Source organism: Hydrogenophaga sp. A37, from assembly GCF_002001205.1.
In the GTDB taxonomy this organism is placed as follows: Bacteria; Pseudomonadota; Gammaproteobacteria; order Burkholderiales; family Burkholderiaceae_C; genus Hydrogenophaga.
Map to the genome: position 1 here is coordinate 1 of NZ_MUNZ01000168.1, position 22,075 is coordinate 22,075.

20 protein-coding genes and 1 pseudogene are annotated in these 22,075 nt (G+C 67.1%); 10 read left to right on the top strand and 11 right to left on the bottom strand.

The window, feature by feature from the left end; genetic code table 11:
• Nucleotides 1–341: 341 nt before the first annotated feature.
• Entirely contained in the window at nucleotides 342–1,325 is a 984-nt protein-coding gene (locus tag B0E41_RS22490) for a DMT family transporter (protein ID WP_077334671.1), read from the bottom strand.
• A gap of 543 nt (nucleotides 1,326–1,868) precedes the next feature.
• A pseudogene (locus tag B0E41_RS27640) lies at nucleotides 1,869–2,375 on the bottom strand (flavin reductase family protein); the annotation flags it as partial.
• An 86-nt stretch (nucleotides 2,376–2,461) separates the two neighbouring features.
• On the opposite strand from B0E41_RS27640, the gene B0E41_RS22500 reads away from it, so the two are divergent.
• The 5 genes from B0E41_RS22500 (at nucleotide 2,462) to B0E41_RS22520 (ending at nucleotide 7,755) form a co-directional block, all read left to right on the top strand.
• Nucleotides 2,462–3,514, top strand: coding sequence for a peptidase M29 (locus B0E41_RS22500; RefSeq protein WP_077334675.1), 1,053 nt, complete (start codon nucleotides 2,462–2,464; stop codon nucleotides 3,512–3,514).
• Nucleotides 3,511–4,326, top strand: coding sequence for an alpha/beta hydrolase (locus tag B0E41_RS22505; RefSeq protein WP_143433971.1), 816 nt, complete (start codon nucleotides 3,511–3,513; stop codon nucleotides 4,324–4,326). Before B0E41_RS22500 ends, B0E41_RS22505 begins: the two co-directional genes overlap by 4 nt.
• A gap of 32 nt (nucleotides 4,327–4,358) precedes the next feature.
• The gene (locus B0E41_RS22510) at nucleotides 4,359–5,627 is read left to right on the top strand and encodes an acyl-CoA dehydrogenase family protein (protein WP_077334679.1); all 1,269 of its coding nucleotides are present in this window, start codon (nucleotides 4,359–4,361) and stop codon (nucleotides 5,625–5,627) included.
• 85 nt (nucleotides 5,628–5,712) lie between these two features.
• A complete protein-coding gene (locus tag B0E41_RS22515; protein WP_077334681.1) occupies nucleotides 5,713–6,636 on the top strand; it encodes a M14 family zinc carboxypeptidase in 924 nt (307 codons plus the stop codon).
• 141 nt (nucleotides 6,637–6,777) lie between these two features.
• Nucleotides 6,778–7,755: a LysR family transcriptional regulator ArgP gene (locus B0E41_RS22520; RefSeq protein ID WP_077334683.1), complete on the top strand. Its 978-nt coding sequence runs from the start codon at nucleotides 6,778–6,780 to the stop codon at nucleotides 7,753–7,755.
• Here B0E41_RS22520 and B0E41_RS22525 read toward each other — a convergent pair.
• The gene (locus B0E41_RS22525) at nucleotides 7,742–8,197 is read right to left on the bottom strand and encodes a fasciclin domain-containing protein (protein ID WP_077334685.1); all 456 of its coding nucleotides are present in this window, start codon (nucleotides 8,195–8,197) and stop codon (nucleotides 7,742–7,744) included. The two genes, B0E41_RS22520 and B0E41_RS22525, sit on opposite strands and share 14 nt — an antisense overlap.
• Nucleotides 8,198–8,385: 188 nt before the next feature.
• Here B0E41_RS22525 and B0E41_RS22530 point away from each other — a divergent pair, with 188 nt between their 5' ends.
• The gene (locus tag B0E41_RS22530; protein ID WP_253195098.1) at nucleotides 8,386–9,024 is read left to right on the top strand and encodes a TetR/AcrR family transcriptional regulator; all 639 of its coding nucleotides are present in this window, start codon (nucleotides 8,386–8,388) and stop codon (nucleotides 9,022–9,024) included.
• A 338-nt stretch (nucleotides 9,025–9,362) separates the two neighbouring features.
• Here B0E41_RS22530 and B0E41_RS22535 read toward each other — a convergent pair whose 3' ends face one another.
• The 3 genes from B0E41_RS22535 to B0E41_RS22545 form a co-directional block, all read right to left on the bottom strand.
• Complete coding sequence (locus B0E41_RS22535; RefSeq protein WP_077334689.1) at nucleotides 9,363–9,785, bottom strand: universal stress protein; 423 nt, start codon at nucleotides 9,783–9,785, stop codon at nucleotides 9,363–9,365.
• 92 nt (nucleotides 9,786–9,877) lie between these two features.
• Nucleotides 9,878–10,834: a metallophosphoesterase gene (locus B0E41_RS22540; protein ID WP_077334718.1), complete on the bottom strand. Its 957-nt coding sequence runs from the start codon at nucleotides 10,832–10,834 to the stop codon at nucleotides 9,878–9,880.
• On the bottom strand, nucleotides 10,831–11,817 hold the full coding sequence (locus tag B0E41_RS22545; protein WP_077334720.1) for a LysR family transcriptional regulator: 987 nt from the start codon (nucleotides 11,815–11,817) through the stop codon (nucleotides 10,831–10,833). The genes B0E41_RS22540 and B0E41_RS22545 overlap by 4 nt, the downstream gene beginning before the upstream one ends.
• Nucleotides 11,818–11,919: 102 nt before the next feature.
• On the opposite strand from B0E41_RS22545, the gene B0E41_RS22550 reads away from it, so the two are divergent.
• Nucleotides 11,920–12,480, top strand: a complete 561-nt coding sequence (locus B0E41_RS22550; RefSeq protein WP_077334690.1) for a hypothetical protein — start codon at nucleotides 11,920–11,922, stop codon at nucleotides 12,478–12,480.
• A gap of 13 nt (nucleotides 12,481–12,493) precedes the next feature.
• Nucleotides 12,494–13,006: a hypothetical protein gene (locus B0E41_RS22555; RefSeq protein ID WP_143433972.1), complete on the top strand. Its 513-nt coding sequence runs from the start codon at nucleotides 12,494–12,496 to the stop codon at nucleotides 13,004–13,006.
• 134 nt (nucleotides 13,007–13,140) lie between these two features.
• On the opposite strand, the gene B0E41_RS22560 is transcribed toward B0E41_RS22555, so the two are convergent.
• Nucleotides 13,141–15,015, bottom strand: a complete 1,875-nt coding sequence (locus tag B0E41_RS22560; protein WP_077334694.1) for a phosphoenolpyruvate carboxykinase (GTP) — start codon at nucleotides 15,013–15,015, stop codon at nucleotides 13,141–13,143.
• A 322-nt stretch (nucleotides 15,016–15,337) separates the two neighbouring features.
• Here B0E41_RS22560 and B0E41_RS22565 point away from each other — a divergent pair, with 322 nt between their 5' ends.
• On the top strand, nucleotides 15,338–15,724 hold the full coding sequence (locus B0E41_RS22565) for a DUF4440 domain-containing protein (protein ID WP_077334696.1): 387 nt from the start codon (nucleotides 15,338–15,340) through the stop codon (nucleotides 15,722–15,724).
• Nucleotides 15,725–15,892: 168 nt separating this feature from the next.
• Here B0E41_RS22565 and B0E41_RS27240 read toward each other — a convergent pair whose 3' ends face one another.
• From B0E41_RS27240 to B0E41_RS22580, 4 genes are all read right to left on the bottom strand, one after another.
• Nucleotides 15,893–16,036, bottom strand: coding sequence for a hypothetical protein (locus B0E41_RS27240; RefSeq protein ID WP_171984847.1), 144 nt, complete (start codon nucleotides 16,034–16,036; stop codon nucleotides 15,893–15,895).
• 84 nt (nucleotides 16,037–16,120) lie between these two features.
• On the bottom strand, nucleotides 16,121–16,564 hold the full coding sequence (locus B0E41_RS22570) for a PaaI family thioesterase (protein WP_077334698.1): 444 nt from the start codon (nucleotides 16,562–16,564) through the stop codon (nucleotides 16,121–16,123).
• Nucleotides 16,565–16,572: 8 nt separating this feature from the next.
• Nucleotides 16,573–18,039, bottom strand: coding sequence for a mechanosensitive ion channel (locus tag B0E41_RS22575; protein ID WP_077334700.1), 1,467 nt, complete (start codon nucleotides 18,037–18,039; stop codon nucleotides 16,573–16,575).
• A 170-nt stretch (nucleotides 18,040–18,209) separates the two neighbouring features.
• On the bottom strand, nucleotides 18,210–19,409 hold the full coding sequence (locus B0E41_RS22580; protein ID WP_077334702.1) for a threonine ammonia-lyase: 1,200 nt from the start codon (nucleotides 19,407–19,409) through the stop codon (nucleotides 18,210–18,212).
• Nucleotides 19,410–19,591: 182 nt separating this feature from the next.
• Between B0E41_RS22580 and B0E41_RS22585 the strand changes: the two genes are divergently transcribed.
• The gene (locus tag B0E41_RS22585; RefSeq protein ID WP_077334704.1) at nucleotides 19,592–22,006 is read left to right on the top strand and encodes an ATP-binding protein; all 2,415 of its coding nucleotides are present in this window, start codon (nucleotides 19,592–19,594) and stop codon (nucleotides 22,004–22,006) included.
• The last annotated feature ends 69 nt before the right edge of the window (nucleotides 22,007–22,075 follow it).

Below are 22,075 nucleotides of genomic sequence, written 5' to 3' on the forward strand. Positions count from 1 at the left end.
CACGCTCTTGCTCGCTCAACAACAATTGGACCTTCGGTCTGCCAGTTCTCATCGCGGTATCTCCATTCCCAAGATACCGCATCGGCATGCACGATTAATGCCAGTTATTAACGGGACATAACACTAGTCGCAGCGAAAGGAAAGCAATGAGTACAAAACTATTTGAGTTGTCGTTGGAAGCAAATCCAGACTTTCTCAAACTGTTGAGTGGAGACCAGTTGTCCCAAGCACTTCCCTATCTGCTCTGTGGCTTCGTCGTTTGGCTGGTGATTACGAATGGTAAGAAATGACGTGTTGAACTTGTCGCGCCCGTGAGGGTGGGCGTCATCTGTCCGTTTGCCTCACCCCTTCCGGCTCACCAGCACAATCCCCGCCGCCACCCCCAGCAGCGCCAGCACCAACTGCAGCGTCAGCGGCTCGCCCAGCAGCACCACGCCGAACACCAGCGCGAACAGCGGAGTGAGGAATGTGAAGGTGGACATCTGGGTCGCGGGGTAGTGGCGCAGCATCCACATCCAGGTCAGGTAGCTGGCGAAGGCGCCCACGGCGGTCTGTAGAAAGACGGAGCCCCAGGCCATGGCGGAGTAGTCAAAGCTCCAGGTTTCGCCCAGCGCGAGCGAGAGCAGCGGCGTGACGGCGGCGGTCACGCCGAGTTGGTAGAACAGCGACTTTTCGGCCGCGGCGGTGGCGATCTTGGTGGTGCGGATCGCCAGCGTGGTCAGGCCCCAGAGCATGCCGGCGGCCAGGCCCATGGTGTCGCCGATCCACTGGCCTGGGACTGGCGCCGGGCCGCCCCAAGCGAGGCCAGCCCCCTCGGGGGGCAGCGACCCGCGCAGCGGTGGAGCGTGGGGGTCAACCGGTATCGAGCCATGGAGGAAGGCCTCGCTGAAGGCCACCGCGACGGCGGCGAAGGCCAGGCACAGGCCGATCCACTGGATGCGGCGCAGCTGTTCGCTCTTCACAAAGCGCGGCAGCAGCAGCGCCACCCAGAACGGGCTGGTGTACAGGAACACCGTGAGCCGCGAGGCGCTGGTGTGCGTGAGGCCGAGGTAGATGAAGACGAACTCGCCCGCGAACAGCAGGCCCACGAGCAGCCCGCCCTTAAGCGTGCCGTCGCGTTTGAACAGCGGCACGCCGCGGTACTGGCACCAGAGCCAGAGCAGGGCGGTGGCGCCCCACATGCGGATCGACGCCTGCCACAGCGGCGGGATCTCACGCGAGGCGAACTTGATCAATATCTGCTGGTAGCCCCAGAAGGCGCAGCACACCACGAGCAGGGTGATGGCGAGGGTGTCGAGGTGGTCTTTGCGTTGGACGGGGGTCATCGTGTCGAGGGTATCGCGGGGTCGGGGCGCGGATGGTCGCGCCCGGGGTCACTGGCCGGAGGCCAGTTTCTGAAGGTGGCGCTTGAAGGCTTCGGCCTCGCTGGCCGACCAGCGCGCGAGCAGGGTGGTTTCTTGCTGGCGCGCTTGCGCGATCAAGGCGCTGGCCGCGGCCTGGCCGGTGGGCGTGGCGGTCACGAGCGTGCGCCGCTGGTCCGCCGGGTCGGCGTGCAGCGCGACCAGGCCCTCTTCGGCCATGCGCTGCACCAGCTTGGTCACGGTGGGTTGTTTGGCGAGCACGTCGTGCGCGAGCTGGCCGATGGCGACACCGGGTGACTGGGTCGCGGGCTCGCCGGGAGCGAGTGCCGCGTCGTGCAGCACCGCGAGCACGCGCCAGGCGATGTGGGTCAGGCCTTGCGCCGTGATCGCGTTTTCGAAGTCGCGGTACACCGCGTGGTTGGCCTGGCCGAGCAGGTAGCCCAGGTAACTGCCGACGAAGCGGCCGTCGGTGGGCTGTGGCGCGGTGGGGTCGGCCTGCGAATCCTGCAACGGGTGCTCGGTGTAGAAGCGCCCGCCGTGGTAGAGCAGGGGCGAGGCGTGGGCGCGGCGCGTGCAGCGCTCGACCTCGCCAACAAAGATCACGTGGTCACCCTCGGTGTACTGGCTGCGGTTGAAGCACTCGAAGCTGGCGACGCAGCCCTTCAGCAGCGGTGCGCCACTGAAGCCTTCCACGAATTCCACGCCCTGCCAGCGGTCCACGTCGCGCGCGGCAAAGCGCTCGGCCAGCGCCTGCTGGTCGGCCGCGAGCACGTTGATGGCGTAGTGCTGGCCGTTGGAAAAAGCCGCCATCGAGCCGGCCGCACGCGCCAGGCTCCAGAGCACCAGCGGCGGGTCGAGCGAGACCGAGTTGAACGAGCTGGCGGTGAGGCCCGCGAGTTCGCCGCTGGCGGTGCGCGCGGTCACGATGGTCACGCCCGTGGCGAACATGCCCAGCGCCACGCGGAAGTCGCGCGGCGAAAAGTCAGGGGGTAGCGCTTTGCGGGCTGGAGACATGGCTGCAATTTATATGAAAATTCATGAATAATGCGTTTCGGCTGCCATTTCCCTACCGACAGCCTCCCCAAAACAGGAGACAACCCATGCTTCAGGAACGGATCGAACCCGCCTGGATCGACGCCTTTGAAGCGGTCTTGAGGCGCTGCGCGTTGCAAACGCAGGACACGGTGGCCATTCTCTGCGAAACGCAGAGCCGGCCGGTGCTGGTCGAGCTGGCTCGCCTCGCGGCGGCGCGCCTCGGTGCCCCGGCCTTCGTGCTGACCCTGCCCTCGGTGTTCGGCCTTGCGGGCGAACCGGTGACGCGCTCCACCGGTGCCTCACCGGCCATTCAACAACAGCTCCCGGTGATCGCGGCATTGCAGGCCAGCAGCTTGGTGATCGATTGCACGGTCGAAGGCCTGATGCACGCGCCCGAGTTGCCCGCCATCCTGCAGGGCAATGGCCGCACGCAGCCGCGCATTGTCTACGTGAGCAACGAACACCCCGAGGCGCTGGCGCGCCTGCTGCCCGACGACGCCACCGAGGCGCGCGTGAAGGCGCATGTGAAGCGCCTGCGGGGCGCCCAAGCCATGCGCGTGAGCTCGCCCGCCGGCACCGACCTGCGCATTTCGTTGCAGGGCGCCGTGGTCGGCGGCAATTGGGGCAGCACCACACGCCCCGGCACGCTGACGCACTGGCCCGGCGGCCTGGTGCTGGGTTTCCCGGCGTCGGGCAGCGTGAACGGCTCGCTGGTGCTCGCCGAGGGCGACGTGAACCTGACTTTCAAACGCTACATCGAACGGCCCATCACGCTGACGATTGAAAACGATTACGTGATGCGCATCGACGGCACCGGGGTCGACGCCGAGCTGCTGCGCTCGTACTTCGCGGCGTGGGGCGAGAAAGAGGCTTACGCCGTGAGCCATGTGGGCTACGGCCTCAATGAGGCTGCGCGCTGGGACAGCATGGCGCTCTACGACAAACGCGACTTCAACGGCACCGAGCTGCGCGCCTTCGCCGGCAACTTCCTCTACAGCACGGGCGCCAACGAAACCGCCGGCCGCTACACGCGCGGCCACTTCGACTGGCCGATGCGCGGCTGCACGGTGACGCTGGACGACGCTGTCGTGGTGGACGCTGGAAAGGTGGTGAGCTGATGCCCGTGCCCCAGTTCACCACCCTCGGCAGCGGCCCCACGGTCCTGATGCTGCACGGCATCGGCGGCGGCCACCGCGCCTTCGCGCCGCAGGTCGAAACCCTCGCCAGCCTGGGCTACCGGGCCGTGGCCTGGGACATGCCCGGCTACGGCCACAGCCTGCCCATCGAGCCCTACACCTTCAAGGGCCTGGCGCAGTGCTGCGTCAACCTCATCGACGCGTTGCAGTGTGAAAGTGTGATCTTGCTGGGGCACAGCATGGGCGGCATGGTGGCGCAAGAGGTGGTGGCGCGCCGGCCCGACAAGGTGAACAAACTCATCCTCTGCGGTACCTCGGCCGCCTTCGGCAAGCGCACCGACGGGCGCGACGCCGGCGCTTGGGCGCAGCAGTTCATCCACCAGCGCACGGCGCCGCTCGACGCGGGCAAGACCATGGCCGACATGGCCGCCAAACTGGTGCCGCAGATGGTTGGCCCCGGCTCGCTGCCCGAGGGCCTGAAGCTGGCCGAGTTCTGCATGGCCAGTGTGCCCGCCGCCACCTACCGGCGTGCGCTCGAATGCCTCGTCACCTTCGACCGCCAGGCCGCGCTGGCCGACATCCGCGTGCCCACGCTGCTGATCGGCGGCGAGTTCGACCGCGTGGCCGCGCCCTCGGTGATGAAGCAGATGGCGGCCGCGATCCCCCGCGCGCGCTACGCCGAGCTCGCCGGCATCGGCCACCTGATGAACCTCGAAGCGCCCGACGAGTTCGACGCGCTGCTGCTCGATTTTTTGCGCGAGCCCACGCCGGGTCCGCTGCCCGACGTGCATTGAGCCCGCCACCACACCACCAGGAGACAAGACCGATGCCCCCAGCGATCAACCCGACCACCGGCCTGGACTTCACCCCCGCCGTCGGCGACATGCCCTTCACCCCGCTGCAGCGCGAGTGGCTGGCCAAGGCCCACGCGCTGGGCCGCGACAAGTTCGCCGCGCGCGCCGCGCAGTGGGACAAGGAGGCGAGCTTCCCGTTCGCCAACTACGACGACCTGCGCGAGCAGGGCTTTCTCAAGCTCTGCGTGCCGACCGCGTTCGGCGGCGCGGGTGCCGACTTCCCGACCTACATGATGGTCGCGGCCGAGATCGGGCGCTTCTGCGGTGCGACCGCGCTCACCTGGAACATGCACATTTGCTCGACGATGTGGACCGGCGTGCTGGCCGACGGCATCACCATGACCGACGAGCAGCGCGCCGAACACGCGGCGCGGCGCCAGATCCACTTCGCGCGCATCGTCAACGAAGGCAAGCTCTACGCCCAGCCTTTCAGCGAAGGAACGGCGGCGGCGGCCGGCCGCGCGCCCTTCGGCACCACGGCGAAGAAGGTCGAGGGTGGCTGGCTCATCAACGGCAAGAAAATCTGGGCCAGCCTCTCAGGCGCGGCCGACTACTACGGCGTGCTTTGCACCGAAGACAAAGGCGACCACCACCCCGACGCGCGCGACACGCTCTACATCAGCGTGCCCGCCACGGCCGAAGGCTTCAGCATCAGCGGCGAGTGGGACCCGCTGGGCATGCGCGGCACGGTGAGTCGCAACCTGGCGTTCAAGGACGTGTTTGTCAGCGACGACGAGCAGCTCATGCCACGCGGCATCTACTTCAAGGGTGCGCAGACCTGGCCGGCCATGTTCTTCACGCTCTCGCCGACCTACCTGGGCGTGGCGAACGCGGTCTACGACTTCACGGTGCAGTACCTGCGCGGCGAGGTGCCGGGCGAGCCACCGGTCAAGCGGCGGCAGTTCCCCACCAAGCAGATCACGGTGGCGCAGATGCGCCTGCAGCTGGAGTCGATGAAGAGCCTGTTCACCCGCGCCATCTTCGAGGCCAAGCCCAACCCGAGCATGGATGAGAAGCTGCGCCTCTACGCCGCGCACCACGCCGTGATGGAGGGCGCCAATGACCTCGCGCGGCTGGGCATCCGCACCTGCGGCGGTCAGAGCATGCTCAAGCACCTGCCGCTGGAGCGCCTGTACCGCGACAGCCGCTGCGGCGCGCTGATGCTGCCCTGGACGGCCGAACTCATCCTCGACCGCATGGGCCGCGAGACGCTGTACGAACCGGGCGAGAAGGACGAATGATCCCGGGCAAGCGTGCGCTGTGTGACCCCTCGTTCATTGACGGCGCCACAGGGGTGGTCTTCCCCACGTCAATAGAATCGCCCCCATGATTCGAGACCGCCATGCTTCGCCACGCCAGGGCCTCCTGCGCACCATCTTCCAACCCTGGCTCGCGGTGACGTTGCTGTCGTGTGGGGCGCTTGCCCAGGCCCAGGGCAGCACGGCGCCCGAAAAGAGACCCGATCCCTGCATCGAGTTCGTGGCCCGCCTGCCCAACATGCAGGCGCCGCTGTGCGCCTCGGCGCAACTCAAACCCACCCTCGGCCGCACCGTGCAGGGCCGCACGCTGTACCAGCGCGACGTGGTGGCACCCGACGCCAAGATCCGTGTGCTCGTGGTCGGCGCCATGCACGGCGACGAGCTGTCGTCCGCCTCGGTCGCGCTGCACTGGATCCAGCGCGCGATGGAAACGCCGTCCAACGTGCACTGGCGTTTCATCCCGGCCCTCAACCCCGACGGGCTGATGGCGCGGCCCGCCAAGCGCGTGAACGCCAACGGCGTGGACCTCAACCGCAACTTCCCCACGCCCAACTGGACCCGCGACGCCAAGATCTACTGGGAACAGCGCACCAAAAAAGACCCGCGCCGCTGGCCCGGGCCCAAAACCTTGTCCGAGCCGGAGTCGAAGTTCTTCTTTGACGAGATGGAGCGCTTCCAGCCCCACCTGATCGTGAGCATCCACGCGCCCTACGGCGTGCTCGACTTCGACGGACCCACCGTGCCGCCCGCGCGCCTGGGCCGCCTCTACCTCGACCAGGTCGGCATCTTCCCGGGCAGCCTGGGCAACTTCGGCGGCGTGCACAAAGGCATGCCGGTGGTCACCATCGAACTGCCCAGCGCGATCCGCACGCCGCTGGACGCCGAGATGCGGCAGATGTGGCTCGATTTGCTGCGCTGGATGAGCGAGCGCGTGGTGCCTGAAGACGCGGGCGGCCAGCCGCTGCCGGTGAGGATGAAGAAGACGGGCTGAGCCGCCCCGGTCTGCCGCCCATCGCAGACAGACCTCCGGATCGGTGTTTTCTCACACCGCGCGAACCTGAAGACTCATTAAACTCCGGGCCTTTGCATCAGCTGGCCTTATGGCGCCGCGAGGCGATGCACCGGAGACCGAATGAGCACCTTTGACCCCGACGCCCTGGAATGTCTGGCCGCCATCATCGAAGAGGGCGGTTTCGAGCGTGCGGCGCAGCGCCTGTCGATCACGCAGTCGGCGGTGTCGCAGCGGCTGCGCGCGCTCGAAGCGCAGGTTGGCACGGTGCTCATCGTGCGCAGCCGCCCGCTCAAACCCACGCAAGCCGGGCAGTTGATGCTCAAGCACGCCAAGATGATGCGGCTGCTGCGCGCCGATCTCGAGAATGACCTGAAGGAGCTGGCGCCCAGCTCGGCCGGCGGCGGGCGCGACGAAGAACGCATCTCGGTCGCGATCAACGCCGACAGCATCGCCACCTGGGCGCTGCCCGCGCTCGACGGCCTGGCCCAGCAGGGCCTGCCGATCGAAATCATCACCGACGACCAGGAGTTCACCCACGAGTGGCTGCGCGAAGGCCAGGTGCTGGGCTGCGTCACCTCGCTCGGCCAGGCCCTGCGCGGCTGCAAGATGGAGGCGCTTGGCAGCATGGAGTACGTGGCCGTGGCGCAGGCCCGTTTCGCCACCACCCACTGTCCTGCGGGCCTGAACGCCCACAACTTTCACAAGCTGCCCTTTGTCTCCTTCAACCGCAAGGACAACCTGCAACACAGCTTCATTACCCAGTCGTTCGACCTGCCCCGGGTGGGCCTCAAGCAGTTGTTCGTGCCCTCCAGCGAGGGCCAGGTGCGGGCGTTGCAGGCGGGCTGGGGCGTGGCCGTGCTGCCCGAGCTGAGAGTGCGCGATCTGCTGGTCAGTGGCGATCTGGTCAACCTGGCGCCGCGCCACCGCCTCAGCGTGGCGCTCTATTGGCACTGCTGGAACCTCAGCTCGGACGTGCTGGACGCGCTCAGCATGGCCTTGCGCGAGGCGGCGGCGCGCAACCTGACGCCGCCCGGGCCACAAGAAGCCCCGCCAGGGCGGGGCTCGAAACGGCCGGCGAAGGCACTCACTTCGGCATGATCACGCTGTCAATGACGTGAATCACGCCGTTGTCGGCGGCGATGTCGGTCTTCACCACGTTGGCGGCGTCCACCTTCACACCACCCATGGTGCTCACGGTGATGTCGCTGCCTTGCACGGTCTTCACCTTGCCGGCCTTCACATCGGCGGCCATCACCTTGCCCGGCACCACGTGGTAGGTCAGCACGGCGGTGAGCTTGGCTTTGTCTTTCAGCAGGGCGTCGAGGTCGGCCTTGGGTACCTTGGCAAAGGCTTCGTCGGTCGGCGCGAACACGGTGAACGGGCCTTTGCCCTTGAGCGTGTCGACCAGACCCGCGGCCTGCAGGGCGGTGGCCAGGGTCTTGAACGAGCCGGCCGCAACGGCAGTGTCGACGATGTCTTTGGCGTGGGCACTGCCCAGGGTGGCCAGGGCGATGACGGAAGCGATCAGGGTCTTTTTCATGGGGATGTCCTTTGAATGTGGGTGGGAGACGTTGAACAGGGCTTGAAGGGTCGCGGCACCTGCGGAACGAAATTTATACCAACTGGTATTAATAGATACCAATTGGTATTTATTGATACTTGTTAGTGTGGTTATCGACGGATTCGTCGATCTGGGGCAAAATGCGCTCAAATCCCGAAGGTACGTTCATGGCCAGCGCCGCTTCCACCGCTTCAACCCCCGCCCCTCCCAAACGCAGTTTCCGCGAGCAGATGCACATCGCCCGCGAGGACGCCATCGTCTCGGCGGTGAATCGCCTGCTGGCTGAAAAAGGTTTTGAGGCCATGACGGTGGACGAGGTGGCCGCCGAGGTCGGTATCGCCAAGGCCAGCCTGTACAAGCATTTCCCCAGCAAGGAAGACCTGGCCGCCGCGGCCATGGTCAAGGTGATGAACCGGGCGCGCGCCTTCCTCGATACGCTGGACACGGCGTTGCCCCCGCTGGCGCTGCTGCGCCGCGTGGCGGGCTGGACGATGGAGGTGCAGCTGGCGGGCGAGATGCCCTCGCTGCCGAGCGAAAACTCCAGCCTGCGCCTGGCCCTGACGACCAACAAGGCCTATGTGGACGGGCTGATGGACGTGAGCGACCGCCTCGGCGCCTGGATCACCGCCGCCCAGGCCGACGGCAGCGTCAACCCCGCGCTGCCCCCGATTGCGGTGCTCTACACGTTGTATGCCAGGGCCTGCGACCCGGTGCTCGGTTTCCTCAAGGGTTCGGGCCTCTACACCGACGCCCAGATCATCGAGATGGTGCTGAGCACCTGCTTCGACGGCCTGAAACAGAGATAGCACCCCCGCCGCGCTGCGCGCGACCCCCTCAAGGGGGCGATGCGAGTGGCCCGGCGAAGCCGGTTCCACCGCATCCTTGGCTGGGACACGCGCGCCGGCGGGCTCCTTGGGAGCGGCGGAAAACGGTGTGGCAAGCTGAGGCGAAAAAATACCGGGTCGCACAACACGCCCGGTAGAGGTCCATCAAAAGTGCTGCCCGGAGCGCAAAACCGGCGGAACCGCCCACCGGCCAGCCCAGGGCGCCGCGGAACCGGCTTTGCCGGGCCGCCACGCGCCGCCCCCCCTGGGGGTGACGCCGCAGGCGGCGCGGGGGCATCACATCCTGCGGCGCAGGGGGGTCATCTCACTAGAAGCACCGGCACCGCGCAATGCGCCAGCACCTGCGTGGCCACCGAGCCCATGACCAGGTTGCCCAGGGCGCTGTGGCCGTGCGAGCCCATCATCACGAGGTCAAAGTCGCCTGCCGCGGCCTGCTTGGCGATGGCTTCGCCGGGCGAACCGGTCTTGTGCACGACCTTGGGCACGATGCCTTTGCGTGCCAAAAACTTGACCACCGGCTCGGTGACCTTGGCGGCCTCTTCGGCGTAGTAGCTGTTGGCCACCTCGGCACCCACGGCCGCGCGGGCGCGGGGGGGCAGCGGGAGCTGCACGGTGAACAGGGTGAATTCGTTCTGTGCGCTGAACACCTCTTCGTGGGTGGTCAGGTAAGCCAGCATCTTCTTGGTGTACGTACTGCCGTCAACGGCGAGCAAAATTTTCATGGTGTTCTCCTTCTAGGGGGTGTCGCAGTTTAAGCCGCGTTTTGCGCTTCAGCCGTACGGCATTCCACGCATGCAGGCTGAGCTTGACTTCGTCAGATGGTGACGAGCATCTGGGGCTGGAAGCTGAGCTGCTCCCCCTTGCTCGCGTAGCCCAGCGGGTTGGCCACGATTCGGCAGCGGCCGATCTGCACGTCGGTCGGGCAATGCAAGTGGCCGTGCAACCAGAGGTCGGCCAGGGGCAGCAGCTCGTCGAGCGCGTTGCAGAAGCCCGCCGTGCCGGGGCTCAGGCCGTAGCGCGGGTCGGCGCTGTGCAGGGTGGGCGCGAAGTGCGTCACCACCACCGTGCGGCCGTCGAACGGCCGGGCCAGTTCGGCGCGCAGCCAGGCCTGGCACTCCAGCCCCAGCTCGCGCATGGCGGCCGCATCGAACAAGGCACCAGCGCGTTGTCCGGCCATCTTCACGAGATAGAAGTTGGCGGCGCGAAACGCCCGCTCGCGCTGACGCAGGCGCTCGGTTTCGGTGGGCGCAGCGGTGAGCCCCGGACCCTTGCTGTTGGTAGCGGAACGCTTTGGGGCGCGGACCCCGGCGCCGGGCCGCCCCAAGGCGGGGTCCGCCCCCTCGGGGGGCAGCGAACCACGCGCAGCGGGGAGCGTGGGGGCATGAACCCCTGCCAGAGCGTCGTAGTCGCTCCAGAGCGTGGTGCCGACGAAGCGCACGCCGTCGATCACGGTGGTCTCGCGCTCCAGCCACTGGATGCCCAGGCGGTCGCAGGTGCTGCGCAGTGCCTGGTGTGCCGTGTCGAGGTCAAGCGCGTCGTACTCGTGGTTGCCCGGCACATAGACCACGGGCACCGGCCAGGCGGCGTACTGCGGCAAGGGCGAGAAGCGCTGCAGGCCCCAGTCGGGCTCGGGCATCACGCTGCCGTCGCGCCGCTTCTGGTACGAGCCCACATCACCGGCCAGCACCAGCAGGTCGGCACCCTGGGCCGGCACCGCGCGAAACAGCGGGTCCGATTCGAGGTGCAGGTCGCTGAGCAGCTGAAGGTTCATGCCGGCATTGTCGTCGGCGCGTCCGCCCCGCTGGCGAAGCTGCGCTGCGCGGCCCGCTCGACCGCGGCGCGCAGCCATTGGTGCGCGCTGCTGTGGGCCGACTGCCGGTGCCACAGCGTGTCCACGTGCACCGGGGGCACGGACAGCGGCAGTTCGCGCAGCGTCAGCCCGGGCTCGATGCCCGTGACCTCGACGAAGTGGCGCGGCAACACGGTGAGCAGGTCGGTGGTGGCGACCACCCGGCCTGCGGTGAAGAACTGGTTCACGGTGATCACGATCCGCCGCTGGCGCGAGAGGGCGGTGAGCGCCTCGTCGACAAAACCGAAGGGCCGGCCCGAAAAGCTCACCAGCAGGTGGCGCGCGGCACAGTAGGCATCGAGCGTGAGTGGCCGGCCCGCCAACGGGTGGTCGCGCCGCATCACCACCACGTATTCGCCGTCGTACAGCCGCTGGTGCAGGAAGCGTGGGTTGTGTTCCTGCAGGTGGATGGCGTTGAGCTCTGCGATCACGCCGGGGAAATGGCCGATGGCCAGATCGGCCGAGCCGGAGGCCAGCAGATCGCGTGGGTCGCGCGTGGTCAGGGGCACGATGCGCAGGTTCACGCCCGGTGCCTCCTTCTCCAGCTCATCCACCAGGCCCGGCACCAGCTTGGCCGCGGTCGCGTCGGCCATGGCGAGCACAAACGCATTGCCTGCCGTGGCCGGCTCGAAACTGCCCGGCGAGAGGGACTCGCGCAGCTGGGCCAGGGCGTCGCGCACCGTGGGCCACAGCGCCAGCGCCACCGGCGTGGCCTCCACGCCGTAGCCGGCGCGCTTCACCAGTTCATCGCCAAGGCTTTCGCGCAGGCGTTTGAGCGCGTTGCTCACAGCGGGCTGGGTCATGGCCAGGTTGTGGGCGGCCCGGGTGAGGTTGCGCTCGGCCATCACCTCGTCGAACACCCGCAGCAGGTTCAGGTCCAGGGTGCGGAAGTTGGGCTCATTCATCATGGTTGTGAATGTAATTCATCACAAAAATAAATTGGCGTGACATGCGGGTTAACCCTAGTATTCGTCTGTCCAAAAGACATTTTTAGCAAGGAGTTCGACATGAGCACCGTCTTTTCACCCTCTTCCACTTCAGTGGGCCTGACCTCGACCGATTCTGGGGTTTACCGCGCCAAGCCCCGTTTTGATGGCTCCCGCAGTCTGGCCGCGATGCTGCTGGCCGCTGCCGTGGCCGCCCTGGTGGTGTTGGCCGACCAGATGATCAGCACCTGGGCCGACGGCCACTTGTTCCTCGGCTGGGTCGCCTTGTGGGTTGTGGTCTTCGCTGGTTCCGTCCTGTTTGCCGGCGCCGCACGCCAACTCGCGCAGGTCACCCTGCGTTCCCTTGACAGCTGGTCGAAGTCGATGGCCGAAGCCCGCGCCGAGGCCCGCCTGTGGGACCTGGCCCGCACCGACCCGCGCCTGAAGGCTGAGCTGATGCAGGCCCGTGCCCGCGAGGCCGATGCGGCCGACGAGTTGGCCGCCCCCGTTGCGGCGAAGAACGACTTCTCCGAAGCCTTGGCCCCTATGGGTCTTGACACGGGCATCCGCTCGCCCGCCGTGTTGCGCCGCTGGGCCCAGATCGAAATGCGCCGCCACGCGGGCTACCTGCCTTACCTATAAAAAGGAGCACCCCATGAGCACCGTTTACGCACCTTCCCATACCACTTCTCCTGCCTCGCAGGCCCCGAGCCGCACTTCCGACGACACCACAGCATCGCGCCGTTCTGGCGGTTCTCGCGCGCTGGCCGCGATGCTGTTGGCGGCGGTGGTCTCAGCGCTTGTGGTGCTGGCTGACCAGATGATCAGCGGCTGGACCGACGACCACCTGTTCCTGGGCTGGGTCGCCCTCTGGGTGGTGATCTTTGCCAGCTCGGTCCTGTTTTCCGGCCCCGCCCACCGCCTGGCGCGCAGCTCGCTGCGGTCGGTCCGTGACTGGTCCCTGGCCTTGGCCGAAGCCCGCGCCGAGATGCAACTCTGGAACGCCGCGCGCAACGATCCCCGCCTGATGGCCGAACTGATGCTGGCCCGACAGCGCGACGCCGATGCGAACGCGGAAGCCAGCGGCTCACCGGAAGCCGCCTGGGGGCGCTACCCGGAGCGTCTGGTCGAAAGCCGCGACGGCCACACCCACCTGCACCACGTCTGAGCCAGCCCGCTGCGGCGGGCCACCAGCAAAAAAAGCCACCGGACTCCGGTGGCTTTTTTTTGGTCCGGACGAAGGTTCGTCCAGTGGGCGGGGGGCTCGCTACAAATCGTGCAGCTGCCCCGGTCTGGCGGGGCTCAGACGGCCGCGAGGCGCTTCTCCAATTCGGCTTTGGTCGCCACCAGTTCTTTCGGCAGGTGGTAGGCCAGTTGCTCAAAGTGGGCGTCGTGCAGCTTGAGCTCTTCGACCCAGGCGGCCTTGTCGATGCTGGTCACGGTGTTGAACTGTTCGGCGTTGAAGTCCAGGCCGGTCCAGTTGATCTCGGCGTAGGCCGGGGCGGTGCCAAACATCGTGGCCTCACCCTGGGCCTTGCCCTCGATGCGGTCGATCATCCACTTGAGCACGCGCATGTTGTCACCATAGCCGGGCCAGACGAACTTGCCTTCGGCGTTCTTGCGGAACCAGTTCACGCAGAACATCTTGGGCACGCTGCCTCCGGTCTTGACCAAGGCCTGTTCCATGTCGAGCCAGTGCTGGAAGTAGTCGCTCATGTTGTAGCCGCAGAAGGGCAGCATGGCGAACGGGTCGCGGCGCACCACGCCCTGTGCGCCGAAGGCGGCGGCGGTGGTTTCAGAGCCCATGGTCGCGGCCATGTACACGCCTTCGGTCCAGCTGTTGGCCTCGGTCACCAGCGGCACGGTGGTGCTGCGGCGGCCGCCAAACATGAAGGCGTCGATGGCCACGCCGTTGGCGTCGTCCCACTGCGGGTCGAGCGCGGGGTTGTTGGTGGCGGCCACGGTGAAGCGCGAGTTCGGGTGCGCGGCCTTGGCGCCGGTGGCCTTGGCGATCTCGGGTGTCCAGTCCTTGCCTTGCCAGTCGATCAGGTGCGCGGGCACGCCGCCGCCGTCTTTCTCCATGCCTTCCCACCACACGTCGCCGTCGTCGGTCAGTGCCACGTTGGTGAAGATCACGTTTTTGTCCAGCGAGCGCATGCAGTTCGGGTTGGTGTGCATGTTGGTGCCGGGCGCGACGCCGAAGTAACCCGCTTCGGGGTTGATGGCGTAGAGCTTGCCGTCGGCGTGGGGCTTGATCCAGGCGATGTCGTCACCGATGGTCGTGACCTTCCAGCCCGCGAAGCCGGCTTCCGGCGGCACCAGCATGGAGAAGTTGGTCTTGCCGCAGGCGCTGGGGAAAGCGGCGGCGACGTGGTACTTCTTGCCTTGCGGATTCGTCACGCCCAGGATCAGCATGTGCTCGGCCAGCCAGCCCTGGTCGCGGCCCATGTTGGAGGCGATGCGCAGCGCAAAGCACTTCTTGCCCAGCAGCGCGTTGCCGCCGTAGCCCGAGCCGTAGCTCCAGATCTCGCGCGTCTCAGGGAAGTGCACGATGTACTTGGTGGTCGGGTTGCAGGGCCAGGTGCTGGTGTCCTTCTGACCTTCAGCCAACGGCGCGCCCACGGTGTGCATGCAGGGCACGAAGTCGCCGTTGGTGCCGAGCACGGCGTACACGGCCTTGCCCATGCGGGTCATCAGCTTCTGGTTCACGGCCACGTAGGCGCTGTCGGTCAGCTCGATGCCGATGTGGGCGATGTGCGAACCCAGCGGGCCCATGGAGAAAGGCACCACGTACATCGTGCGGCCCTTCATGCAACCGTCAAACAGCGGCTGCAGGGTCTGACGCATCTCGGCCGGAGCCATCCAGTTGTTGGTCGGGCCGGCGTTTTCCTTCTTCTCAGAGCAGATGAAGGTGCGGTCTTCCACGCGCGCCACGTCCGACGGGTCGGAGCAGGCCAGGAAGCTGCCCGGGCGCTTGGCCGGGTTGAGCTTCTTGAAGGTGCCGGCGTCCACCAGCTGCTGGCACAGGCGGTCATATTCTTCCTGGCTGCCGTCGCACCAGACCACATCGGCCGGTTTGCACAGCGCGACCATGTCGGCCACCCAGGCGATCAGCCGGGCGTTTTTCACAAAGGAAGGGGTGTTGAGGTTGAGGCCCTGCATCACGGGAGAATTCATGGAAATGGCTCCAGAAGTTTGTAAAGCGGCAAGCCCAAGAGACACCAACAGCCGCTGGCCACGGTGAAACGGGCGGGCGGCTGAAAAGATCCCTTGGGCAAAGAAGGGCGGTCGGCGCTCGGGGCTGCTGTCGTGGGTCGAGAGCAGCACAAAGGCCAAAAAGAGGGCGGGTGAACCCGGGTTTTGGTCCGCGTGTCGGCCTAACCCTTTAATTTTAAAAAGGAAGCCGGGTCAGTTACCAGCAAGTTACATGCAAGACTTGCATAACCTGATGCCGAAATCCCTCATGGTCGGCGTGGGTGGCGGGCGCTAGAGTCGCGGCATGGAACCCGAACTGACCCTGGCGCCGCACCTGGCACCCCTGCTCGACGAACTGCGCCCGCTGGAAGACCTGTTTCACGCCGCGTACCCCGACGCCACGCCTGCGGATTTCGACCGACTGGTCGGCCCGGGCTTCTGGGAGGTGGGCGCCACCGGGCGCCTGTACAGCCGGGCCTTTGCGCGCCAGGTGCTGGCCGATCGACACGGCCGCCCCGACCCGGCCACCTGGCTGACCGACAACTATCACCTGCAGGAAGCCGGTCCAGGTGTGTACCTGCTGACCTACCGCCTGCGCCAGCCCAGCCGCGTGACGCGGCGGCTGACGGTCTGGCGTCGCGACGGCGATGGTTGGCTGGCGCTGTACCACCAGGGCACGGTGGTGAAATAGAGCACCCCCGCCGCGCTTCGCGCGACCCCCTCAAGGGGGCGATGCGAGTGGCCCGGCGAAGCCGGTTCCACCGCATCCTGGGTTCTGGCTCTTCGCTGCGAGGCATGAAAAACAAAGGCCGGCCACCCACGAAGGGTGCCGGCCTGGAGGCGGTGCTGTTGGTGGCGATCAGGCCATGAACACGGCAATGAAGGCCAGCAGGAAGATCAGCACGGCGCCCGCCACGGGCAGCACGACGGGCATGAGCGGAACGATGGACTCCACCACGTCTTGCGGCTGGTCGGTGTGGCTGTCGTGAGCGGGGTGGGACATGAGATCTCCGGGTGTTTTGACAAAATCAGCCGCGATTCTAAATCGAGGCCGGTTCCGCCGTGCAGCGGCCGGTGCCCCGGCGGTTCAGAGCAGGGCGTAGGTGGTGCTGGCGCGGCACACGCTTTTGCCGTCGCCCGCCGCCACGATGTCGATCTCGCCGAACACCAGGCTCTTGCCCGCGCGCAGGACCCGCGCCGTGACCAGCGCGTCCTGGTTGGCCAGCGGCTTGAGAAAGCTGGTGTTGAGCTGCACGGTGGTCATGGGCCGTTGGTTGCCCAGGCGGGTGACGATGGCCAGCGCCATGGCGGTGTCGGCGGCCGCCATCAAAGCCTGGCCGCAGACCATGCCGCCGATGCGGCTGAGGGCCGGGTTCTGCGGCAGGCGCAGCACCACCTCGTCGGTCTGGAAGGATTCGACCTTCAGGCCCAGGGCCTGCACCCAGGGCGCGAACCAGTCGCTGAGCGCGGATTGCAGGGTGTCGGTGGTGACGGCGGGCGTGGTGTCCGGGACGTGGGTGGCAGAGCTCATCGGTTGCGTCAGGGTTTGTCGTTGCGGCGGAAGCGGGACAGCCAGTGTTCCATGAGTTGGCCTGCCGCCTCGCGGCCACCGAGGCCGAACGACAGGGCCACGGCCACCGCCACAGCACCCAGCGTGAGGCCGAAGGCGAGGTTGACGATGTCGTCGGCGATGCCCATGGCGCGCAGGCCCATAGCGATCACCAGCGCCAGGATGGCGAAGCGGCCGATGCGCGCCAGGCCGCGCGAAGACGGCCCGCTGGCGCGGTGAATGGCGTCGTGAGCCACATTGGCCAGCCAGAAACCGATGACCAGGATGGCCGAGCCGAGCAGGATGTCGCCGCCGAAGCGGATGAAGGTGGACACGATGCCGCTGACCTGCTTGAAGCCGAGCTGGGCGGCGGCCTCGACCGAGGCGAACAGCATCGCGAAGAACAGCGCCACGCGACCGACCGTGGCCGAGGCGCTGGTGGTCTTGAAGGCGTGGGCCAGTCCCACCCGCTCGGGCAGGGTGTCAAAGCCCAGTGTGGCCAGCAGGCTGGCGAGCAGCTGGCTGGCAAACGACGCCACCAGCCAGGTCACGACCAGGATCAGGCCGGCCGCGATGATGTGCGGCACAGCGGCGAGCATCATGCCCAGCATGTCGGTGGCGGGCTTGGAGATGGCCTCGATCTTCAGCGCGTCGAGCGCGGCGATCAACGAGGGCAGGAACACCGCGACGAACACCAGCATGCCCAGCACCGCCGAGGGCTTCACGGTCTCGCTCAGCCCGGCCCTGCCGCCCAGCCGGTCGATGCCGACGGTGCGGCTCAGGTGGGTGGTGATGTTGCGCAGCACCGTTGCCACGATCCAGCCCACCGCACCGATCACGAAGGCACCCACGGCGTTGGGCAGCATGTCCAGCGCCTTGGTCACCATGGCCTTGAGCGGATCGAGCAGGCCCTCCATCTGCAACGCGCCGAGGATGGCCGGCACGAACAGCAGGATCACCAGCCAGAACAGCGCGCCCGAGAGGTTCTCGCTGATGGGCGACATGTCGGCGTGCTCCGACAGGCTTTGATCCAGCGTGGTCTTGTCCAGCAGCTTTTGCGACAGCGCCCGCACCACGCTCGCCACCAGCCAGGCCGCCAGCGCCAGCATCAGGCCGCCGAACACACGCGGCGCGTAGGCGAACAGCTGGGTGGCGAAGACCGAGAACGGGCCGGAGACGATGGCCAGGTTCAGCGAGTTGAAGACCGCCACCAGCGTGAGCAGGATCACCACCCAGAACAGCCCGAGCCCGACCGCTCCCTCAATGTCCACGCCGGTGCCGGTGAGCTTGCCGAAGCGGTGGTTGACGCCGATAAAGCCCAGGCTCTTGCGCACCGCAGCGCGCACGATCACGGCGATCAGCCAGCCCAGAATGAAGATCGCCAGCGCGCCCAGCAGCTGGGGGATGTGGCTTCCAAGAGCGCTTTGCAGCGAGTCCCACAAGGCGTTGGTGTTCATGAAACTCCTCCATTGCTTGACCACAGGGAAGGGCCATGATGCAAGCGAGAACCGCCCCGCGTCAACCGCTGGAGGGGTGCCACATCCCGTTACAGGATCGACGCAGGAGGTGAGCCAATCCCACCAGTTGCCTCAGCCCGCGCTGCAGCGCGCCTGACGCCAGCCGGCGTTCAGATCAGCGCCGCCTCGAACCCCTGCGCCTGCAGCTGCCGGATCACTTCGGCAATGTGCTCGCGCCCGCGCGTCTGCAGCACCAACTCGATCGACACGTTCTGCGCCGCGAGCAGGGTGAAGGCGCGCTGGTGGTGCACCTCGTCCACGTTGGCGCCGGCTTCGGCCACGATGGTGGCGATGCGCGCCAGGATGCCCGGCACATCGCGCGCGCTGACCTGGATGCGTGCGAGCCGGCCGGCGCGCACCATGCCGCGCTCGATGATCGAGGCCAGCAGCAGCGGGTCGATGTTGCCGCCGCTGAGCACCAGGCCGACCTTCTTGCCAGCGAAGCGCTGCGGGTGCTTGATCAGCGCCGCGAGGCCGGCCGCGCCCGCGCCCTCGACCAGCGTTTTCTCGATCTCCAGCAGCATCACGATGGCCTGCTCAATGTCGCCTTCGTCGACCAGCAGCACGTCGTCCACCTTGTCGCGCACGATGGCTTCGGTGATGGTGCCCGGCGTGCCCACCGCAATGCCCTCGGCGATGGTGCTGTTGCCTTGCGGCAGGTGCGTGCCCTTGATGGCGTTGTACATCGCGGGGAAGCGTTCGGTCTGCACGCCGACGATCTGGATGTCGGGTCGGATCACCTTGGCGGCGGTCGCCATGCCGCTGATCAGCCCGCCACCGCCGATCGCGACCACCAGGGTGTCGATGTCGGGCTGCTCGCGCAGCATCTCCAGCGCCACCGTGCCCTGGCCGGCGACGATGGCCTCGTCGTCGTAGGGGTGCACGAACACCAGGCCCTGGCGTTCCGACAGCTCGCGGGCGTGGGCGCGCGACTCGTCCAGCGTGTCGCCGTGCAACACCACTTCGGCGCCGAAGCCGCGTGTGCGCTCCACCTTCACGCCCGGCGTGAAGCGCGGCATGACGATCACCGCGCGCAGGCCCAGGCGCTGCGCGTGGTAGGCCACGCCCTGCGCGTGGTTGCCCGCGCTCATCGCCACCACACCCCGTGAACGCTCTTCCGTTGTCAGCTGCACCAGCTTGTTGCAGGCGCCGCGCTCCTTGAATGAAGCGGTGTATTGCAGGTTCTCGAATTTGAGGAACACCTGGCAGCCGATGAGCTGCGAAAGCGTGCGGGATTCCACACACGGCGTGTCCAGCACCTGGCCGTTCAGGCGCTGGGCGGCGGCTTCAATGTCGTTGATGTTGAGCATCGCCCGATTGTGCAACCGGAACCCTGTCACAGATGGTCTGGAAAAGCCCCACAAATCGTTGGATCACGCTCCATCACGCTCTTCCATGATTCAACAAGCTGGGTTATGGTCCGCTTCAAAGCCGACTGGCGGCCCGTGTCTCCCTGTTGTGGTCTCCTGTGGTGATGACTGGAGGTGTCCGAATGAGCAAACGCCTGTTGCAGCGCAAAGAGCCTGCAACACACACCGTGCCCGAGCCACGCCCGGGCCCCGAGCCCCGGCACAGCCCGGCGCTCGATGCGCGCGTGTTCGTGCCCGCCAGCCTGCGGCATGCGCCGGTGCTGGACCTCATGTGTTCCCACTTTGTGCTCACGCTGGCCGCCCGTCAGGGGCAACGATTCAACGTGCGCCGCGACCTCAACACCTTGCTCGCGCTGGCGGGCCGACACCTGGTCTGGCCCTTGACCGTGCTGGGCCGCCTGCGCGGTTTTCTGGAGCGCCGCTGCAAAGAAAATGAACTCTGGACCGGACACGACACGCTCTCCACCGCCGCCTTCATGGAGCGTTACGGCGTGTGGCGCGGCCCCTATGAAGAAGGCACGCTGTTCTTCTACCTGGACGAGTACGCCAAGGAGTCGCCCAAAGACCTGCTCTCGGTGCTCGCCGTCACGGGCGACTGGCTCAGCCACGCGCTGAAGAAGCAGTCCACCCTGGTCGAGAAAAACATCGACGCCCTGGCCGGGCTGCTGCAGCTCAACCGCGCCGAGCGCGCGCTGCTGCTCTACGGCACGTTGGCCCGTTACCAGCGCGACCTGCGCTCCATCCTGGTCGAGTTCAAGGTGAACAACGCGCCTGAGGCCTACGCGGCCATCGCCGACGTGGCCGGCGTCAAGGCCAGCGAGGTCGGCGAGGCGCTGCGCGCGGGCTCGCGGCTGGAGCGCATCGGCATGGTCGAGAACCTGATCTCCGAACACAACATCACCGACCTCGCCGACCTGATGAAGGTCAGCGAAAAGCTCCCGCCCGTGCTGATGCGCGAGTACCGCAACGAGAGCGAGCTGATGGCGGTGTTCACCCGCCCGGCCGCGCGCTCGGCGCTCAGCGGCAAGGATTTCGATTACGTGGCCGACGACGTGAACCTGCTCTGCGCGCTGCTGCGCGAAGCGGTGGCGCGCAAGGAGCCGGGCGTCAACATCCTGCTCTACGGCCCGCCCGGCACCGGCAAGACCGAGCTGGCGCGCGTGGTCGCGCAGGCCGCGAGCCTGGAGCTGTTCGAGGTGGAGTACGCCGACCGCGACGGCAACGCGCTCTCGGGCCGTGACCGCTACCGCTCGCTGCAGATCGCGCAGGTGTTCCTCAAAGGCACGGCCCATTCGGCGCTGTTGTTCGACGAGGTCGAAGACGTGTTCCCGCCGATCTCCAGCGAGGCGGCGCAGTACATGGCGCGCGCCGAGCAGGTGACGGCGCCGCACAGCGGCAGCGTGAGCGGCAAGGCCTGGGTCAACCAGATTCTTGAATCCAACGCCGTGCCCACGATCTGGGTCACCAACCGCATTGAGCAGATCGACCCCGCCTTCCGCCGCCGCTTCGCCTACCACCTCGAACTCAAGAGCCCGCCGCCCGGCGCGCGCGAGCAGCTGGTGCGCAAGACGCTCGAAGGCGTGCCGGTGTCCGAGGCGCTGGTGTCGCGCCTGACCGCGCGCAAGGGGCTCACGCCCGCGCAGATCCGCACCGCCGTGCGCTTCGCTCACCTGGCCAGCCCGGCGCCCAAGGCGAAGGGGCGGCGCAAGGTGTCGGCCGAGGCGGCAGGCCCGTCGCTGGACGAGCTGATCGAGCGCCAGCTGCGCAACGCCGACATGGCGCTGGGCCGCAAACCCGACGCCGGCATGCGCCCCGAAGTCACGCAATACAACCTGGACATGCTCAACGTCAGCTCGCGCTACGAGCTGCCGCGCATCGTCAACGCGCTCAAGGCGCGCGGCCACGGCACGCTGTGTTTCTATGGCGCCCCCGGCACCGGCAAGACCGCGCTGGCCGAGTACCTCGCCAAACAGCTCGAACGCCCGTTGATGATCCGGCGCGCGAGCGATCTGGTGAGCAAGTTCGTGGGCGAGACCGAGCAGCAGATGGCGGCCATGTTCCGCGACGCCGAGGCCGAGAAGGCGGTGTTGCTGCTCGACGAAGCCGACAGCTTTTTGCAGGACCGGCGCGGCGCGCAGCGCACCTACGAGGTGACCGAGGTCAACGAGATGCTGCAGGGCATGGAGCGCTACAACGGCATCTTCGTCTGCACCACCAACCTGCTGGAGAGCCTGGACCAGGCGGCGCTGCGCCGCTTCACCTTCAAGATCCAGTTCAAGCCGCTCATGGCCGATCAGCGCCGACGCATGTTCATCGTGGAGGCGCTGGGGGGCGACGAGGCGGCCCTGAGCCCCGAGGTGGCGGCGCGCCTGGCCAAGCTGGAGCAGCTGTGCCCGGGCGACTTCGCGGCGGTGAAGCGGCAGGTCGAGATTCTGGCCGAGGCTTTGACGCCCGAAGACTTCGTGTCGCAGCTCGAAGCCGAGCACCGCATCAAACCCGAAGTCAGGGAAGCCCGTGGCATGGGCTTTGTGCACTAGAGAGCTCCTCCTGCGCCGCTTCGCGTCACCCCCAAGGGGGCGGCTCCTGCGGGCCGGGAAACCCGGACC

Excerpts from the sequence above, each read along its gene's own strand:
- B0E41_RS22490 (WP_077334671.1), bottom strand. The coding sequence starts at position 1,325 with ATGACCCCCGTCCAACGCAAAGACCACCTCGACACCCTCGCCATCACC.
- B0E41_RS22500 (WP_077334675.1), top strand. The coding sequence starts at position 2,462 with ATGCTTCAGGAACGGATCGAACCCGCCTGGATCGACGCCTTTGAAGCG.
- B0E41_RS22510 (WP_077334679.1), top strand. The coding sequence starts at position 4,359 with ATGCCCCCAGCGATCAACCCGACCACCGGCCTGGACTTCACCCCCGCC.
- B0E41_RS22515 (WP_077334681.1), top strand. The coding sequence starts at position 5,713 with ATGATTCGAGACCGCCATGCTTCGCCACGCCAGGGCCTCCTGCGCACC.
- B0E41_RS22520 (WP_077334683.1), top strand. The coding sequence starts at position 6,778 with ATGAGCACCTTTGACCCCGACGCCCTGGAATGTCTGGCCGCCATCATC.
- B0E41_RS22525 (WP_077334685.1), bottom strand. The coding sequence starts at position 8,197 with ATGAAAAAGACCCTGATCGCTTCCGTCATCGCCCTGGCCACCCTGGGC.
- B0E41_RS22530 (WP_253195098.1), top strand. The coding sequence starts at position 8,386 with ATGGCCAGCGCCGCTTCCACCGCTTCAACCCCCGCCCCTCCCAAACGC.
- B0E41_RS22535 (WP_077334689.1), bottom strand. The coding sequence starts at position 9,785 with ATGAAAATTTTGCTCGCCGTTGACGGCAGTACGTACACCAAGAAGATG.
- B0E41_RS22540 (WP_077334718.1), bottom strand. The coding sequence starts at position 10,834 with ATGAACCTTCAGCTGCTCAGCGACCTGCACCTCGAATCGGACCCGCTG.
- B0E41_RS22545 (WP_077334720.1), bottom strand. The coding sequence starts at position 11,817 with ATGAATGAGCCCAACTTCCGCACCCTGGACCTGAACCTGCTGCGGGTG.
- B0E41_RS22550 (WP_077334690.1), top strand. The coding sequence starts at position 11,920 with ATGAGCACCGTCTTTTCACCCTCTTCCACTTCAGTGGGCCTGACCTCG.
- B0E41_RS22555 (WP_143433972.1), top strand. The coding sequence starts at position 12,494 with ATGAGCACCGTTTACGCACCTTCCCATACCACTTCTCCTGCCTCGCAG.
- B0E41_RS22560 (WP_077334694.1), bottom strand. The coding sequence starts at position 15,015 with ATGAATTCTCCCGTGATGCAGGGCCTCAACCTCAACACCCCTTCCTTT.
- B0E41_RS22565 (WP_077334696.1), top strand. The coding sequence starts at position 15,338 with ATGGAACCCGAACTGACCCTGGCGCCGCACCTGGCACCCCTGCTCGAC.
- B0E41_RS27240 (WP_171984847.1), bottom strand. The coding sequence starts at position 16,036 with ATGTCCCACCCCGCTCACGACAGCCACACCGACCAGCCGCAAGACGTG.
- B0E41_RS22570 (WP_077334698.1), bottom strand. The coding sequence starts at position 16,564 with ATGAGCTCTGCCACCCACGTCCCGGACACCACGCCCGCCGTCACCACC.
- B0E41_RS22575 (WP_077334700.1), bottom strand. The coding sequence starts at position 18,039 with ATGAACACCAACGCCTTGTGGGACTCGCTGCAAAGCGCTCTTGGAAGC.
- B0E41_RS22580 (WP_077334702.1), bottom strand. The coding sequence starts at position 19,409 with ATGCTCAACATCAACGACATTGAAGCCGCCGCCCAGCGCCTGAACGGC.
- B0E41_RS22585 (WP_077334704.1), top strand. The coding sequence starts at position 19,592 with ATGAGCAAACGCCTGTTGCAGCGCAAAGAGCCTGCAACACACACCGTG.